This window comes from Microbacterium sp. zg-YB36 (assembly GCF_024623575.2).
Lineage (GTDB): Bacteria > Actinomycetota > Actinomycetes > Actinomycetales > Microbacteriaceae > Microbacterium.
Genome location: NZ_JANJFD020000001.1, coordinates 1,223,261 through 1,237,037 on the forward strand (window position 1 = coordinate 1,223,261; position 13,777 = coordinate 1,237,037).

Annotated in this window: 30 protein-coding genes; 1 reads left to right on the plus strand and 29 read right to left on the minus strand. The window is 66.2% G+C overall.

The window, feature by feature from the left end; genetic code table 11:
- Positions 1 to 46 precede the first annotated feature (46 nt).
- From NQ151_RS06080 to NQ151_RS06220, 29 genes are all read right to left on the minus strand, one after another.
- Positions 47 to 394 (minus strand): hypothetical protein, encoded by a 348-nt coding sequence (locus NQ151_RS06080; RefSeq protein WP_257527370.1) that lies wholly within the window; start codon positions 392 to 394, stop codon positions 47 to 49.
- A complete protein-coding gene (locus NQ151_RS06085) occupies positions 394 to 672 on the minus strand; it encodes a hypothetical protein (protein ID WP_257527372.1) in 279 nt (92 codons plus the stop codon). The genes NQ151_RS06080 and NQ151_RS06085 overlap by 1 nt, the downstream gene beginning before the upstream one ends.
- A 70-nt stretch (positions 673 to 742) precedes the next feature.
- On the minus strand, positions 743 to 2,275 hold the full coding sequence (locus tag NQ151_RS06090; RefSeq protein WP_257527373.1) for a helicase-related protein: 1,533 nt from the start codon (positions 2,273 to 2,275) through the stop codon (positions 743 to 745).
- A complete protein-coding gene (locus tag NQ151_RS06095) occupies positions 2,272 to 2,628 on the minus strand; it encodes a hypothetical protein (RefSeq protein ID WP_257527374.1) in 357 nt (118 codons plus the stop codon). Before NQ151_RS06095 ends, NQ151_RS06090 begins: the two co-directional genes overlap by 4 nt.
- Positions 2,625 to 3,182, minus strand: a complete 558-nt coding sequence (locus NQ151_RS06100) for a hypothetical protein (RefSeq protein WP_257527375.1) — start codon at positions 3,180 to 3,182, stop codon at positions 2,625 to 2,627. Before NQ151_RS06100 ends, NQ151_RS06095 begins: the two co-directional genes overlap by 4 nt.
- Before the next feature lie 166 nt (positions 3,183 to 3,348).
- The gene (locus NQ151_RS06105) at positions 3,349 to 3,546 is read right to left on the minus strand and encodes a hypothetical protein (protein WP_257527376.1); all 198 of its coding nucleotides are present in this window, start codon (positions 3,544 to 3,546) and stop codon (positions 3,349 to 3,351) included.
- The gene (locus tag NQ151_RS06110; protein WP_257527377.1) at positions 3,543 to 4,136 is read right to left on the minus strand and encodes a hypothetical protein; all 594 of its coding nucleotides are present in this window, start codon (positions 4,134 to 4,136) and stop codon (positions 3,543 to 3,545) included. The genes NQ151_RS06105 and NQ151_RS06110 overlap by 4 nt, the downstream gene beginning before the upstream one ends.
- Entirely contained in the window at positions 4,133 to 4,420 is a 288-nt protein-coding gene (locus NQ151_RS06115) for a hypothetical protein (RefSeq protein WP_257527378.1), read from the minus strand. Before NQ151_RS06115 ends, NQ151_RS06110 begins: the two co-directional genes overlap by 4 nt.
- Positions 4,417 to 4,716: a hypothetical protein gene (locus NQ151_RS06120; protein WP_257527379.1), complete on the minus strand. Its 300-nt coding sequence runs from the start codon at positions 4,714 to 4,716 to the stop codon at positions 4,417 to 4,419. The genes NQ151_RS06115 and NQ151_RS06120 overlap by 4 nt, the downstream gene beginning before the upstream one ends.
- On the minus strand, positions 4,713 to 5,255 hold the full coding sequence (locus NQ151_RS06125; protein WP_257527380.1) for a hypothetical protein: 543 nt from the start codon (positions 5,253 to 5,255) through the stop codon (positions 4,713 to 4,715). Before NQ151_RS06125 ends, NQ151_RS06120 begins: the two co-directional genes overlap by 4 nt.
- A complete protein-coding gene (locus NQ151_RS06130) occupies positions 5,252 to 5,542 on the minus strand; it encodes a hypothetical protein (RefSeq protein ID WP_257527381.1) in 291 nt (96 codons plus the stop codon). The genes NQ151_RS06125 and NQ151_RS06130 overlap by 4 nt, the downstream gene beginning before the upstream one ends.
- 1 nt (position 5,543) lies before the next feature.
- Positions 5,544 to 5,927, minus strand: a complete 384-nt coding sequence (locus NQ151_RS06135; RefSeq protein WP_257527382.1) for a hypothetical protein — start codon at positions 5,925 to 5,927, stop codon at positions 5,544 to 5,546.
- Positions 5,924 to 6,454, minus strand: coding sequence for an Mbeg1-like protein (locus NQ151_RS06140; protein WP_257527383.1), 531 nt, complete (start codon positions 6,452 to 6,454; stop codon positions 5,924 to 5,926). Before NQ151_RS06140 ends, NQ151_RS06135 begins: the two co-directional genes overlap by 4 nt.
- On the minus strand, positions 6,451 to 6,741 hold the full coding sequence (locus NQ151_RS06145; protein ID WP_257527384.1) for a hypothetical protein: 291 nt from the start codon (positions 6,739 to 6,741) through the stop codon (positions 6,451 to 6,453). Before NQ151_RS06145 ends, NQ151_RS06140 begins: the two co-directional genes overlap by 4 nt.
- Positions 6,738 to 7,136, minus strand: coding sequence for a hypothetical protein (locus NQ151_RS06150; RefSeq protein WP_257527385.1), 399 nt, complete (start codon positions 7,134 to 7,136; stop codon positions 6,738 to 6,740). Before NQ151_RS06150 ends, NQ151_RS06145 begins: the two co-directional genes overlap by 4 nt.
- Positions 7,133 to 7,405: a hypothetical protein gene (locus tag NQ151_RS06155; RefSeq protein WP_257527386.1), complete on the minus strand. Its 273-nt coding sequence runs from the start codon at positions 7,403 to 7,405 to the stop codon at positions 7,133 to 7,135. Before NQ151_RS06155 ends, NQ151_RS06150 begins: the two co-directional genes overlap by 4 nt.
- Positions 7,402 to 7,761, minus strand: coding sequence for a hypothetical protein (locus NQ151_RS06160; protein ID WP_257527387.1), 360 nt, complete (start codon positions 7,759 to 7,761; stop codon positions 7,402 to 7,404). The genes NQ151_RS06155 and NQ151_RS06160 overlap by 4 nt, the downstream gene beginning before the upstream one ends.
- 202 nt (positions 7,762 to 7,963) lie before the next feature.
- Positions 7,964 to 8,179 (minus strand): hypothetical protein, encoded by a 216-nt coding sequence (locus tag NQ151_RS06165; RefSeq protein WP_257527388.1) that lies wholly within the window; start codon positions 8,177 to 8,179, stop codon positions 7,964 to 7,966.
- Positions 8,176 to 8,391, minus strand: coding sequence for a hypothetical protein (locus NQ151_RS06170; RefSeq protein ID WP_257527389.1), 216 nt, complete (start codon positions 8,389 to 8,391; stop codon positions 8,176 to 8,178). Before NQ151_RS06170 ends, NQ151_RS06165 begins: the two co-directional genes overlap by 4 nt.
- A gap of 26 nt (positions 8,392 to 8,417) precedes the next feature.
- Positions 8,418 to 8,804 (minus strand): hypothetical protein, encoded by a 387-nt coding sequence (locus tag NQ151_RS06175; protein WP_257527391.1) that lies wholly within the window; start codon positions 8,802 to 8,804, stop codon positions 8,418 to 8,420.
- Positions 8,801 to 9,925 (minus strand): DUF3560 domain-containing protein, encoded by a 1,125-nt coding sequence (locus NQ151_RS06180; RefSeq protein WP_257527392.1) that lies wholly within the window; start codon positions 9,923 to 9,925, stop codon positions 8,801 to 8,803. Before NQ151_RS06180 ends, NQ151_RS06175 begins: the two co-directional genes overlap by 4 nt.
- A 27-nt stretch (positions 9,926 to 9,952) precedes the next feature.
- Positions 9,953 to 10,078, minus strand: coding sequence for a hypothetical protein (locus tag NQ151_RS06185; protein ID WP_257527393.1), 126 nt, complete (start codon positions 10,076 to 10,078; stop codon positions 9,953 to 9,955).
- A 45-nt stretch (positions 10,079 to 10,123) separates the two neighbouring features.
- A complete protein-coding gene (locus NQ151_RS06190) occupies positions 10,124 to 10,363 on the minus strand; it encodes a hypothetical protein (protein WP_257527394.1) in 240 nt (79 codons plus the stop codon).
- Between the two features lie 618 nt (positions 10,364 to 10,981).
- A complete protein-coding gene (locus NQ151_RS06195) occupies positions 10,982 to 11,203 on the minus strand; it encodes a hypothetical protein (protein WP_257527395.1) in 222 nt (73 codons plus the stop codon).
- A 5-nt stretch (positions 11,204 to 11,208) separates the two neighbouring features.
- A complete protein-coding gene (locus NQ151_RS06200; protein WP_257527396.1) occupies positions 11,209 to 11,502 on the minus strand; it encodes a hypothetical protein in 294 nt (97 codons plus the stop codon).
- Positions 11,503 to 11,508: 6 nt separating this feature from the next.
- Positions 11,509 to 11,748 carry a hypothetical protein gene (locus tag NQ151_RS06205; protein WP_257527397.1) on the minus strand — a complete coding sequence of 80 codons (240 nt, stop codon included), beginning with the start codon at positions 11,746 to 11,748 and terminating at the stop codon, positions 11,509 to 11,511.
- A 4-nt stretch (positions 11,749 to 11,752) separates the two neighbouring features.
- Positions 11,753 to 11,989: a hypothetical protein gene (locus NQ151_RS06210; RefSeq protein ID WP_257527398.1), complete on the minus strand. Its 237-nt coding sequence runs from the start codon at positions 11,987 to 11,989 to the stop codon at positions 11,753 to 11,755.
- A 102-nt stretch (positions 11,990 to 12,091) separates the two neighbouring features.
- A complete protein-coding gene (locus NQ151_RS06215; protein ID WP_257527399.1) occupies positions 12,092 to 12,424 on the minus strand; it encodes a hypothetical protein in 333 nt (110 codons plus the stop codon).
- Between the two features lie 98 nt (positions 12,425 to 12,522).
- A complete protein-coding gene (locus NQ151_RS06220; RefSeq protein ID WP_257527400.1) occupies positions 12,523 to 12,768 on the minus strand; it encodes a hypothetical protein in 246 nt (81 codons plus the stop codon).
- Between the two features lie 483 nt (positions 12,769 to 13,251).
- Between NQ151_RS06220 and NQ151_RS06225 the strand changes: the two genes are divergently transcribed.
- The gene (locus NQ151_RS06225; protein WP_257527401.1) at positions 13,252 to 13,587 is read left to right on the plus strand and encodes a hypothetical protein; all 336 of its coding nucleotides are present in this window, start codon (positions 13,252 to 13,254) and stop codon (positions 13,585 to 13,587) included.
- Positions 13,588 to 13,777 lie beyond the last annotated feature (190 nt).

Below are 13,777 nucleotides of genomic sequence, written 5' to 3' on the forward strand. Positions count from 1 at the left end.
CCCCACTGCGGGTGCTCAAGGCAGCCGAGGCCTTTGCGCGCGCCCATCACTCGCCGCCGATCGGGAGCCACGGGCCAGCGCGAAACATCCTGCGGCGGACAGCGGCTCGGGTATCCGGGTGCTGGGCCGCGTACTCAACGGCTTCCTCGGGCGTGAGGAAGTAGTACGGGGTCGACAGGCCTAGTGGGCCGTTGTGTCGTACCGTGTACTCCCACTCGGGTTCCGGCGCCTTCTCGAACCCCGCGGCGCGAACGGCGGCCGTCACCTTGTCGATCAGCGGTGCCATGTCCTGCCCGAGCAGGCGGGCCTGCACGCGCTCGGGGAAGTTGAAGGCGTTGACCAGCACGGCGCCGATCGCGGTGCGCAGCTCGTCGCGTGGTTCCGGGGCGCCCATCACTCCGCCTCGCGCTTCGCCTGCGTCGGGCAGTCCTCGGGGCTACAGTGCCCCCACCGCAGACCGGCCCAATGCCCGTGCCCATCCGGGCAGATGCCCAGCCGGTCGCGCCACTCGGGAAGTGTGGTCGCCGTCGGCTTGCGGATCTCCTCGATCCATGCCTCGATGACGCCCTGCTCGCGCCGGCCGTCGAACTCGCTCCAGTCCCCGCGGACGGCATCCGCGTACTCCCGCATTGCGGCAGTCAGGGCCTCGTGGGCTTCGGTTGTCGTGGTCATGCTTCCCCCTCGTGGTGGTTGTATGGTACGGGTTAGTGGACTAATACCGCAAGGGCGGCGGCCCATCTGTCTAGGCGGCGTTCAAAGCCTGCGCGCCGATGGAATCCCGGATCGCCTTGCCTTTCAGTAGCAGGTTCTCGAGGATCTCCGTGTCAAGCGAGTCCCGCATGTTGATGCGTACGTGCTCAAACGCCCCGTACTCGGTCGTCATGCCGGGCCGGAACACGCGGCCGAGTGCCTGCTCGACCAGCTTCGGGTCACCCTCCGGGATGCTCAACCAGACGATCTTCGAGCACGCGAACTGGAGCCCATCAACACCGGTGCCACCAGACTGCACAGTCATCACCAGGTACGGCAGGCGGCCCTCGATGAAGTCGGCCTTCAACCGCTGCCGCTCACCCTGCGAAGAGTCGCCCGTCCACGCCTCAGCACGGTAGCCGGCGGCCGTCATGCGGGCGGCGACCAGCTTCGCGTAGATCTTCGAGTCGGTCATAATGACCACCGGCTGACCTGCCCACCGGTCCAGCACGCCGCGCAGCGCGCGCAGCTTCGCCGAGGCGGCGTTCGGTGCAAAAGTCACCTTGCCTTCCTGATCCAGCGACAGTTCGGCCAGCGCCACCTGGCGCAAACGCGACCGCAGCACGGCGGGGATGTCCACGACCAGCGGCTCACGGTCGCCGCTCCACGACGACGCCCAGGTCATCAGTTCGGACTTGAGATCCTCGTACTGGGCTCGCTGCTCCACCGTGGAATCGCACTCCACGATCACCGCGGGCGGTGCCTTCATGTCGTGCTCGCGGCGCAGGTACAGCGGCAGGGTCTTCACGAACCCGCCTTCGGGCTCCTTCTCCCCCACAACCTCCTGCACGGCACGGCCGCCGTTGACGTACTTCGTCTCGGTGCGGCACCATTCCTCACGCCACGTCCAGTACGCGGGGATCAGTTCAGGCCACAGCCAGCGCGTGGTCGACCAGGCGAAATCGAACCGATTACCCGACCAGGTGGCCGACATGGCGATCTTCCAGTCGGTCTTGATGGACAGCAGCGTCTTGCGGCCGATGCTGTCCCGGTTGGCGATCGCGTGGGACTCGTCGAAAATGATCGCGTCCACCGGTCCCGCCTTGCGGTTGCTCATCTTCTCGTAGACCTTCAGGTTCACCCGCTCGCGCTCGAACTTGTCGGTCGGCAGGCCCGTCTTCCGGTCGATCTTCGGGATCTTGTTGCCCGCGTAGTCGGTCTTGTCGCGGTGCAGGTTGTTCTGCGCCGTCGCCCATTGGATTGTGGTGAAGTAGTGGCCCGGCTCGCCGGCGAGGAAAGCGTCGAACGCCTCCCGGCCCGCCTTCGTGGAATCCAGGCGGCGGAGCTGGATGGCGCCGTCACTCTGAGCCGCCAGCCGGTCGGCCCACTGGGGGAACGTCGCCGAGATGCCCAGGAGTAGCACTCGCTTCCACCCAGCCCGCACAATCACCTCGGTAGCCAGCAACGTCTTTCCGTAGCCGGTCTCGTCACCGATCAAGGCCGCCTTCGTCGGCTCAGCGAGGATGCGGACAATCGAGTCTTCTTGCTCGACGCGCGGGGTGAGCTTGGCGGGTGCGGTGGTCATGCGGGAGTGTTCTCCTTGGTGAGTGCGGCGAGGTGGGTGAGCACCTTGCGGGCGTGGTCGATCTGAGCGATGACTGTGGCGTGGTGTCCCCAGAGGGACCGTGAGAGAGCGCCCTTCGCCAGCCATTCCTGCGCAAGCTCTGCCGCGGTGAACTGCTCGCCCATTCCGCCGTCGTGCGCTCGGTAGGGCAGCTCCTCGCGCAACTCCACGAGTACCGGATTCGGCTTGTTGTGCTGCACGTACTCCCGAACGACCAGGCTCGCGGGCTCACCGTTCAGCGTCGCCTCGTGGATGGTGACAGCCTGGCCTGCGCGGAACGGCAGGTCGCGGGCTTCGATGCTGGAGAACATCATGCGGTCTGGCCCTCCACGTACTCGAGCGCCTTCTGCTTCCAATCCCCATTGGCGGCCGTGACCACCTGGACAACCGGGTGCATCCAGGTCTCCTCCTTCTCGTGGTCCACCGGCAGGATGTTCCCGTCTGCCACGGTGAACGAGTGGGACCGCTGCGAGGCTTCCTCGATGGCGTACGGCTTGAAATCGGCGGGGTGCAGCGTCACGGTCAGCGTGTCACCGAGCAGCGCGAAGTTGGGGCTCGTGGCAGGCTCGACCGGCTTCGCCTCCTCCTCGTGGAAGAACTGGGCGCCGTGCAGGATCGCAGTGTCAGCCTTCGGGGTGTGCTGCGAGGATAGCCCGTGGATGGCGATCTTTCGCTTCGAGATGCCGGCGCGGTACGCCTTGTAGGCCAGCTTGTCCCGCTCGATGAGGAGGCCCTGCACCTGCTCCTCGGCCATGCGCTGCGCCATGATGAACGCGGTTGCGCGCGCCTCCTGGTATGCCAGGTTCGCCTTGCGCACCTGGTCGACCAGCGGCTCCTCTTCGGGCTTCAACTTCGGCAGTCCGTTCATGCTGTCTCCTTCGTTTTCCGCCAGGAAACCTGGCTTCTGGCGCGTATTAGTCGGTTGTTCGGGTCACTGAGCGGTGTCAGGACCATCAGCGTGGAGCCCGGCCTGAGCTGCTCCACCAGGCACAGCCCGCGGCGGGGCTCCCAGGCTTGCCCGAGGATGAGGCCGCTCACGGCGCCTCCGCATCCATCCAGGCCACCAGGCTGATGACCGTGACGCCCATACCCCAGGCGATGCCCGCGGCGTTCGCCAGGGTCAGCGAGTAGAAGTTCAGGCTGCGCATCGTGAACGGGATCAGCAGGAACCCGGCGACCAGCAGCGCGGCGGTCACAATGATGACGACGGTACGGATGGCGGCGGTCTTCATGCTGCGTCCTCCGGCCAGATGCGGCGGCCCGCGGTGATGCGGGCGTCCGTGATATGGAGCCACGAGTTGTCGCCCACGTAGGCGGGGTCGCGGACTTCTCGGTCCTCGTCAAGGGTGCGGGCATGCTCGATGTCGTCGATCGTGAGGAGCCATGTCTCCCATGGCTTGGCATCGTGCCATGCGGGCTTCGGCTCCAGGTGCGCGGCGAAGTAGGCGCGGGCGGCGTCCCGGCCCTTCTTGCGGGCTTCCTCGTCGGCAGATGTCCCGTAGAGAGTGTCGATGTTGTCCTCCCAGACGGTGTACGGGCGGGGGATCTGTTCGTTGAGTACGGTCACGCCGCGCACTCCCTTCCGGGCGGGGTCTGTCGTCCCCGGATAGACCACGTAGCCAGCGTCCTCGAACCACCGCCACCGCCCGAGATCCTCGTCCTTCTCGTGGTCGAGCGTCTCAATCAGGGCTCGCATCTCTTTGCCGCTGAACGTAATGACGCGGGCATTGTCGCCGGAGCCGAAGATGATCCGCCGGTCACCCGTAATGCCCTGGGTCTCGGACTGGACGGCGATCCCGTTGCTGGCTGTGAAGGCGCTCATGCTGCCCACGCCTTCATGTTGTCTTCGCGCGGGATCTCCAGAATGATGACCGATCCGCAGCAGCCGTAGCCGTCATCGTCGGCCTCCACCGGCCAGACGCCGCACGAGGAGCAGGTGCCCCAGAATCGATTGTTCTCGCAGGTGGCGCAGGCGTCGGGGCAGTATTCGCGATGTTCCTGGCGCTCGGCGGGCGAGAGGGTGTCCCAGTCGGGGCCGGCGTCCTCGGTGCGGTCGTGGGAAGCGTAGAAGGCCGACTGTGCGGCGTTCGTGAGGGTGATGCTCATGCCGCCACCACCTCGGGCTGCACGGCGCTCAGGTGCTCGGCCAGCTCGGTGAGCATGCGCGCGGCCTTCTGAGCGACGTTCGGCGCCTCCTCCTTGAGCCCGGCGGCGATGTAGAAGAACTGCATGTTGCCGCCCATCTGCTGGTGCCCGAACTCGGCGACCATGCCCTCCAGGAAGAGGCCCTGCTCGTCGGAGCGTGCGTTCGCGAACAGCTCGCCCAGCACGCGCCAGTCCGGCTTGATCGAAAGGCTGAGGGTCATGCCCTCGATTTCGGCGGTGTGAGTGATGGTGCTCATGCGTAGTCCTCCTTGTTCTGGGAATAGCCAGGGCGGGGTGCGAAGTAGTTGTCCCCGATGGGGTTGCGGTCCCAGCGCCAGCCGTCGAGCGACGCCCACGGCTCGGGGTCCAGCGGCAGGGCCTCGGCGGGCTCCGCCTCGGGCTCGTCCGTGTCGGCGCCGCACTTGGCGCACTGGACCGGTGCGTAGTCGTCGGGCTCCCAGGAATTCCAGGCGGCCAGAATGCCGGCGTTCACGGCGGCGGTGGTGCGGGCGAGGTACTTCTGGCGCAGTTCCTCCGGCGCGCTCTCCCAGGAGTCGTGGGCGACGAGGTTCGAGACGTGCTCTCGAACCTCGTCCTCGTCCTCCTCGAACTGCTGACGCGACAGGCGCTCTGCGATGTCATCGACGTTCTCCTCGGTGGCGGCGGGCTCGATGAGGGCGCGGAGGGCTGCGGCCAGGTCGTCCGCGTGGTGCGCGCTCGATCCGGGCATGTCGTACTCTGCGAGAGCGGCGCGCGCGGCCTCGTAGCGGTCGGATGAGCTGCTTGCAGTGGTCATGCGGTGACTCCTTCGTTTTCCAGCATGCGGATGATCTGAGAGGCGTTGGGGGCCTGATCGGTGGTCAAGTCGTGGTTGTGGATCAGCGCGGCGTGCCAGAGGGTGCGGCCCGTCGCCGTGTTAGTGGACTGTCTGACTGCTGCCCAGTGGAACGAGGCGCCCGAGCCGGCGGCCTGCGAGGTGTTGAACAAGCACATGCGCTCGAACGGGGTCAGCGGGTGGCGGGCGAGGGCCTCCATGAAGAGGGCCAGCATTACGGCCTCGCGGCTCAGGGTGATAGGGGGCATGTCAGGCCGCCCGGTTCTTGTCGCCGCATGCGTCGCACGAGCCGTCCGTGACCTCATGGACGCCACCGAACGCCTCGGGGCAGGGGAAGTCTTCGCCTGCCGTGTAGGCGTTCCAGGCGTCCACGAACGCCGTTTCGTCGCCCCTGTACTCGTCCCACGCCTGCAACAGTTCATCGACGGTCGCCAGGCGATAGGGGCGGATGCCGGGGACGGGGCCAGCGCTGGCCAGCGCCTCGCGGAGCTGCGCGCGGTCGGCCTCGATGGCGGCGACAGCGATTGCTCGCCGGAAGCCGTCGCCGTTGATGTTCTGGCTGTTGCGGTAGGTCCCGATGCGGGGAAGGTCGGCCACCTCTGCCGCGATCTGCTGGGGGGTTTTCATGGTCATGCTGCGCCGCCATTCGGGGTGAGGGCGCTGATAAGTGCGCGGGCTGCCATGACTGTACGGACGGCGGCGTAGTGCTCTTCTTCCTTGTCGAAGGTCGCATCAACCAGCGCGATACCCTCGCGGACGGCGGCGATCAGCTCGCCCAGGTTGTTGGGCACCAGTTCGGATGTCCGCGATTCGGCCAGGACGTAACCGCCGGCGCGGTAGACCGTGACTTCCTGGCCGGGCTCGTCGTAGTCGTACTCTTCGCTGTGCGTGATCGTGCCCGTCGTCTTGGATAGTTCGATCAGGGCGGCGATGGCCGCGCTGGCCTCGTACTTGCTGTGACCGCTGATGACGATGCGGCCCTCCGGGTTGCCGGGGCCGCCAGGGTCGCCCTGGTAGTAGGTGTTGGGCTGGCGGCTCTCCCGCTCGTCGGTGACGTCGTAGCCCTCCCAGATCTCACCCTCCCCCGTGAGTGCGTCGGGGAGCGTGTCGATGGTGAGGCTGCCAGGCTGCTCGATGACGATGGCGTTCCAAGTGCTCATGCTGCGTTCTCCTTCGTGGTCGCGTTCTTCAAAGCCCACCGGCGCAGGGCTGCGCGGCTGGCTGGGGCGGTGAAAACCTCGTCCCGGTGGTCCCGGTAGCCGGTGATCTGCTCAACGATGTACAGGGCCATTGGCGTGGCGGCGTGAGCACCGGGGATGAGGGCGCGCAAGGGGTCGTTGATGCGGTGGCCGTTGCGCGGGTCGATGGGGCAGAGGATGGACTGTGCAGCGGCCTCGCGGTAAGCGCTGTACGCGCGGCGGGCGGCGGGGTGGATGGTGGGGGTCATGCGGATGCCTCCAGGGCTGCTAGGCGGGTCAGGACGCGGCGCGCGTGGTCGAGTTCCGCTGGCGTGTACTGCGGATAGCGCGCGCCGGGGTCAGCGTGTCCGCGGGTCCAGAAGTGCGGGTTCTCATCGAAGTCTCGAACCCAATCGGCGTACTCATTCCGGCCAGCGTCAATCTCACGGAAGGCAATGAGGATCGGGTTCGGCCCGTTGTGCGGCGTGTAGGTCTGCGACTCCCATCCGCCCATCGGCTCATCGGTGATGCACAGGGGCTCATGGTGAGCGGCGCAAGCGGCGCGACTGTCGCAGCTCTGCGTGCCGGTGTTCTGATAGAACGGGCAGCCGGCGAGCGTGTCGGCAAGGCGGACTGTGTGATCCTGGCTGGCGTAAATGGTCATGCTGCTACCGCCATGTCCTCTAGGCGGGCCAGAACGCGGCGCGCGTGGTCGCGCTGGCCCGGCGTTGCCATGAGTACGGGGTGATCGTCCGGCCAGGACACGTAACCCCCGAAGGCGTCGAAAGCGTCCAGCCAAGAGAGGGCGGAGAAGATGCTTGCCTCACGGGCGTGGATGAGGATCGGATTCGGCTCGCTGCCCTGCCCAATGCAGCCGGTGCAGTCATCCGCGCCGCACTGGGCGAGCGGGAGCTTGATGCTGTTGAAGATCATGCGCGGGCCAACCTTTCGAGGACTTTGCGGGCGTGGTCGAGTTGCTGCTCGGTCACGCTTTCGTCTGCGTACCGTTCGTGGCTGGTCCAGTTCATAATCCAGTGCCCCGCAAGCCATGACGCCGGATGGGCCGACAGGTGGGGCCGGGCGTGAACCTCGCGGAACTCGGTAAGGATCGGGTTCGGCTCGTTGTGCTGCTCGTGGTTGTAGTAGTCACGCGGCTGGCGGTGGAAGCCGCTCAACCCCGCGGGAGCGACTGGCGTGCGAATCAGGTCGTTGGTCACGGGTGAGCGCCCTAGCCAGGGCTCGGGGTCGCTGTTGAGCATGCGGGGCGTCTTGCTGGCGTAGGCGGTCATGCTGTGGCCTCTTCCTGGCTCTGGCCGTGTCCACAGTTCGTGCAGACCCCGCGGCGAATGGTGCCTTTACGCCGGCGCCCGGTTACCAGCGACATCGTGAGGCACGGGTCGGTGTCGGAGTGCAGGGAGCACAGCATCGCGGACGTAGAGCCGTCGCTGTAGTGAGCGCAGGCGCACCGCGGGGCGCGGGGGGTCGTGGTGGTCATGCGAACCTCGCCCACTGCGCCGAGAATCGCACCAGTGCGTCGCGCTTCGTGCGGGCGGTGGCGCCGATCCGTCCGCCGTTGTGCTCGGCGTAGGCGTACCAGGTGCAGCCGTCAACGGTGCGCGGGATGCGCTCGACTGTCGGCGTGGGCTCGGGCTCCGTGGCGGTCGGCAGTGGCGCGCCGAACGGCTGGCGGTAGGTCGTGGTGGTCATGCTGCGGCCTCCATGCCGGCTAGGGCGGCGGCAGCCAGGGCCGCGCGGATCTCTTCGGGCGTGGGGTCTCCGAACTGCGGGACGTAGCGCTGGTAGGTTTCGGCGGCGATGCGTTCGGCCTTCTCCTGGCGCTTGGCTTCCATGCGGGCGCGGTGGGCTGCGCGGCGCATGTCGCCGCATTCGCCCCAGCCCCCCGTGAGGTTGTGATACATCTGGTGTTCTTCGCAGAACGGGGGCATTAGTTGGCCTCCTCGAAGTAGGTCCGCACCGAGCAACCGACGCCGGCGCGCTCGATCTTCCCGTTGCGGTAGCGACTCGACCCGTCGCGCTTGAACAGCCCGCGCGTGGTCCAGTTGGCGACAGCCTCGCTCGGGGACGTCCAGCCGTGCGCCTGCGTGCGGTCCGTCGAGAACACCGCGCCGGTTTCGTCGTCGATGCGCTCCGTGACCATCTCCCACGCCGTCAACTCTTCGCGAGCCTGGCGCACGGCGCGGGCGTGGCTGTTGGTGCCGTGGTCGCGTGCCAGGTCAAACGCCTGTTCGGCGGTGAGCGGTCGCCCACTGATGGGAGCGAATCGCGGCGTCTGCGCGTGAATCTCGCGGGCGCGGGCTTCGATGGCGCTCATCGTCGCCCGCCCAAGCTTGCGAGGGCTGCCGCGTGGCGGGCCTTGGACTTGGCCGCGCCCTCTTTCGCCTTGGCGAGAAGCTGCGCGCGCTGGTCATCCGTGGGGACGGTGTGCGCGGTCAGGTCGCCATAGGCGATTGTGTCGGTGTGCATGTTCTCGGCATCCCAGCGCGGCCAGTAAGCGGCGGTCACCGTCTTAGGGTTCACGCGGATGACAATCGCGGCATTCGCGAACCGGTAGCGCACAAGGTCGCCCTTGGCGATCGTCGCGGGTGAGTAGTCGCCCGCCTTGCCCTCTTCGATCTGTGCGGCACGGATGCCGCGCCAGTATTCGAGCTGTTCGGCGTTCTCATCGGCCATGAGCTGGAGTCGCGCGGTGTGCGCTTCGGCGCGTTCGGCGCGGTCAGTCGCGAGGAATCGCCGCGTGTCGTCCTCCGTCATTTCGGCAGCGGCGCGGCCCTCTTCGGCGTTCGCCTGTGAGCGCTCGATGCTCCGCGCGAGCTTGCGCCCGTCCACTTCGAGCGTTTCGATGCGGCGCGCGACCCTGGCCGGCGCATAGCGGGCGTCGGTCGTGTGGGAGGCAATCTCAGCCTTGGCGCGCGCCTCGCTAGCCGCCTTTCCGGCTTCGACGGACGCCCGCATGGCGCGGTCAGCCTTGGCGATTCCGGCGCGGTGTCGCCCCTCTGAGTGGTGGCCGATCTTGATCGGTTCCCCTCCCTCGGGGAGCGACTTCAACGCACCGAGCGCGCGGGCATAGGCGGCATCGTCGGCGGCATCCTTGCGCTGCGCCTTGGCTTCGAGCGCTTCGACGCGCGCCGCTTGTCGCTCGATCTTGCCGGCCTCAACCTCTGCCATGTCCCTGCGTTCGGTGGACACCTCCAGCTCTACGGCGAAACCCGCGGCGGTGAGTGCGTCTCGCGTCGCGTTGATCGTGTGCATGGCGGGCAGCCGGTCGCGGCTGTTCGGCACGAACCAGGCGCCGATGCTGCGCCCCCAGCGCCAGCGCTGGCCTTTCAGGACTTCGGCGGAACCGTCGCCGCGGGCGGTGCCTTCGATCAGCGTTCCGGCCTCGTGGGTGTGGGTAATCGTGAGCGTGGCTACGGGCGTTGCGGTGGTGGTCATGTCTTCGTCTCCCTAGACGTTTGTGGACTAACGGGCGCGGCCGGCGGTGGTGACGCGGGCGGCGGACTGGTACTTGGTGGCGCGCTGTGCGCGGCGGGCGATGGTGGCCCGCTTGCTCTGCGTGGTGGTCTTGCGCGTGGTGTGACGGGCCATGATCGAGACTCCCTTAGCTCTGCGTGGTGGTGGTGGTGGTGGTGGTCAGGCCTCGTAGAGCGACAGCGCCCCGAGCGGCTTCGAGTCCGCATCGGTGAAGCGGTGGACCTCTCGGACCCACTCCCCCGAGCCATACGGGATCACGCTGATGCGCTCTTCGATCTGATCGGCCATGAGGCGCAGAGCCTCGGCGATGGCGGCGCCTGCGTACTCTTCGCGACTCTCCGCCGCTGCGATGCGGGCACGGTTGACGCTGACGATGATGCGGGGCTTAAGGGTGCTCATGCTGGTCAGTCTCCCTTGTGTGGCGGTGGCGCCGGCTGGGCCGGCTGGTGTGGTTGATCTGAGTTTAGTGGACTATCTCAGGTTTTGTCTATACGTCCCGTATATGTGGATCACATAGGTTTTCCGTCTATGTATTGCGATGTATAGGTTGTGCGGCGGGGTTGTGTGGAATGTGAGGCAATCCACATCACTCCAGCGTGTTACATGTATAAGTACATAACCCCTTGGGACTAAATGTGTCGCGGGGGAGGCTGCTGGGAGGGGGAGAGAACCGCGTGATTCCGCGGGAGGGGTTTTTGGTTTCCTGACTCTCTTAAATCCTAGTTATGTATTGATGTGTATAAGTGTGTAAGTACATAAGGCCTTCTTCGCTTGCTGCGGCAAAAAAAACCCAGCCCTTGATTTTCCGGGGTTTTCGGGTCGGCTGGAGGCCTCGGAGCCTCTCACATTTAGTCCACTACACATCTGGTCCCCCCCCTATGTAGTTGTATGTGCAGGTGTACAGGTTTTGCCGTTTCTGAGTGTCGGCTGTGAGGAATCGGGCCTTTTTGGCCGTTCTGACGGTCTCACTGGGAGCTGTCGGCACCTTCGGTTTCAGGGCTGCACAGCGGAGTTCCGTCACACCCGCCCGTGCGTCGGCACTCGCAGCGGCAACCCGCGCGCCGTGCGGCGTTCAAGGATCGGCAAGTGTCGCTGGTGGAAGGCGACGATGCTCCCGGCGTCGTTGATGACGACACCTTCGCCCATGTCACTGTAGGCGTCTGCCAGCTCTTGCCGGCGAGGCGCGAGGGCGATGCGAGCGGGCGAAACGTCGGGGTGTGCGAGGACGCGATAAGCCATGTTCGTTACACCATCTTCGCGGCGCGGTAGATGACGACGCGCAAGGCGTCGCGCGCCTCACCCGCGGTGAATCTTGCGCCTGACTGGCCGCGCTTGCGCGAATCCCCTACAGCAGTGGTGCCGAGAATGTTGGGGAAGGCGGTGCGGCGCGTGTCCGTGGTGGGTGCAATCGAAACGGTTGCCCATGGGGTGCCGTTCTCAGTGGCTGTGACCGTGGCGCGCGTTTCGTGCGGCATGTCTGCGAGCAGGGTGGCGAAGGCCGCTACGGACTTCGCTTCGATGGTGAGTTTCTGAGTCATGGTCGTTCAACCTCCGAAGAATGCGGCGATGATGCCAAGCGCGTACGTGCTGGAAAGTGCTGCTGCGCAGCCTGCTAGCAGGGCCAGGGCGCGACATGCCGCGCGGGTGAGCAGGTAGGCCGGTGTCCGGTTCTCGCGCTGCGAGCGGGCGGCGAGGGCGTCGGCGGTGTCTTGGATGCCGGCCTTCAGCCATGCGTCTAGGGTGCGGGCGGCGAGGGTGTCGCGGTCGAGCGTTTCGGGGGACATGGCGTTAGGCCTCTTCCAGCGCGACGCGGCGCCACGAAACGCGCATGCCCTGGGGGTAGACGGTGAGGCCGGCGTCGACGGCCATTTCCAGGGCGAGGGGGCGATAACCGGCGATCCAATCGGCGGTGAGCAAACCCCATGCGGGGATGCTGGGACCGGCGACGGTGACCGTTTCGCCGTCGCTGTTGGTCACGGTGGCGAGGGTGCCGACGTAGGCGGTCGGTTCGGTGGTGTGCGGCATGCTGTCAGTCTCCCTAGTTGACTGTGTAACAGTGGGTTAATTGCGTGCCCTAGCGGCCTTCGACGGCCGACGCCTGTAAGCGCGCTAGGGCGGTGAGGCTGTTTAGACAGAAACGTATCGGTACGTGTTGTGCTGCGCGTTCGGGTAGGCGGTGGCGAGCATGTCGCGCAGGCGCCCCGCGGCGCGCAGGTCGGCCGCCGTGTAGTTGGTGAGGCGGTCCCACACAAGGGCGCTGCCATCCGAGTAAACGGTGAGGGATGCGAGCTGCACGGGGTAGTTGCCGTTAGCACGCGGGCGGGCGACATCGAAGGTGCGGTAGGCGGCGCCGCTGTCTGCCACGCCGTCGCCGTAAGGGTCGACAGTGACAATGAGACCGCGGAATGCGGGGGTGGGAATGCGAGCGGCTGCGACGGCGGTGGCGATAGCGTGCGACATAGTGTCAGTCTCCCTAGTTGACTGTGTGACAGTGGGTTAATGCGTGCCCTAGTGGCCCCATGACGGGCCTACGCCTACGCGCTAGGGCTATGGTGCTGTCAGGCCTCGATGGGCTCAAACGTGTGGTTCGCGCGCTGGTAGCGCATAGGGGTTGCTCCCTGCTCAACGACAACGCCGTTGTGCCGGTGCACGTAACCCTGTAGGACGGTGACACCGAACGGGTCAAGCGCGATGACTTCTCCCCCGCCGGCAACCTCGCCGTCGTTGTCCATGGCGCGGATACGAGTACCGATAGCCGGCAGCATAGCGGGAGCGGGGGCAAGGAGTCCGGTGTGGTTGGTCATAAGACAAGCATGGCAGAGTGGACCAAATATGTATAGGGATTAGTGGGTTAATTTGGTAACAGTTTGGTAACAAGCGCAGGTGGGAGGGGATATCCGCTGCGCATGCCGCGCCGCATGGATGGTGCGCCGGCGTGGCAGTGGGACGGGAGGGGAGCGGGGGTGCGGTGCCGGCGAGCTGCGGGGCCGGCGTTACCGTTTGCGGGAGGGTGGCAATGTCGCCGGATTGTGTGGCCGGCGGGGCGGTTTGGGGGTTGGGCTGCCACCGCGCATATTTTTCGCCTTCAAGCCAGTGGCCGGGGGCATAAGCCCAAAGGAGGGCCGCGCATAATTTTCCGCCTGAAACCATCCAACAGGGGTAAAGGCCCAAAGGCCAGACCCTCCCCCGAAAATTTTCAGCATTCAGGTTCGCTGCCCCAAGGGGTAGACGCACACCCCGTTAGTCCACTAAAATAGCGGGACCACACTCAACCGAAAGGACCACCGATGACGAAGGCAGAAGAAGCCCGCGCCGAGGCGTTCAAGCGCTACGACGGCGACACGATCCTGGACGAGAACACGGGCGAGCGGGTCTCGCACGACGACTGGGGATACGCCGAGACGGCGCGACAGGCGTTCATCGCTGGGGCCGAGTGGGCTCGCCCAGCGGCACCCACCGACGCCGACCGCGAGGGCTTGATAGTCGCGATCGGCTATGACCCTGTGCCGCTCTCAATTCGTGACCACCCGGAGATCACATTCGAGTACCGAACGATCACCGATCGCGACGGGCTGATCGAGCGCATCCTCGCCGCTGGCTACCGGAAGGTGGCGGCAGAGTGACCGCCTACGGATCGGACGAGTGAGCATCGTCGCCCGGTTCCGTGTGGCGTCACGTGCAACCGGGCGGCGCCGCCAAATCCACGTGCTCGTGTACGACGACAGGCAAGAGCTAGCGCGGGCGCACTGTGCCGCACTGCAACGCCCATACGACCCCGATAATGACATCGCGGGCGGAGTCGCCTGGGATGGA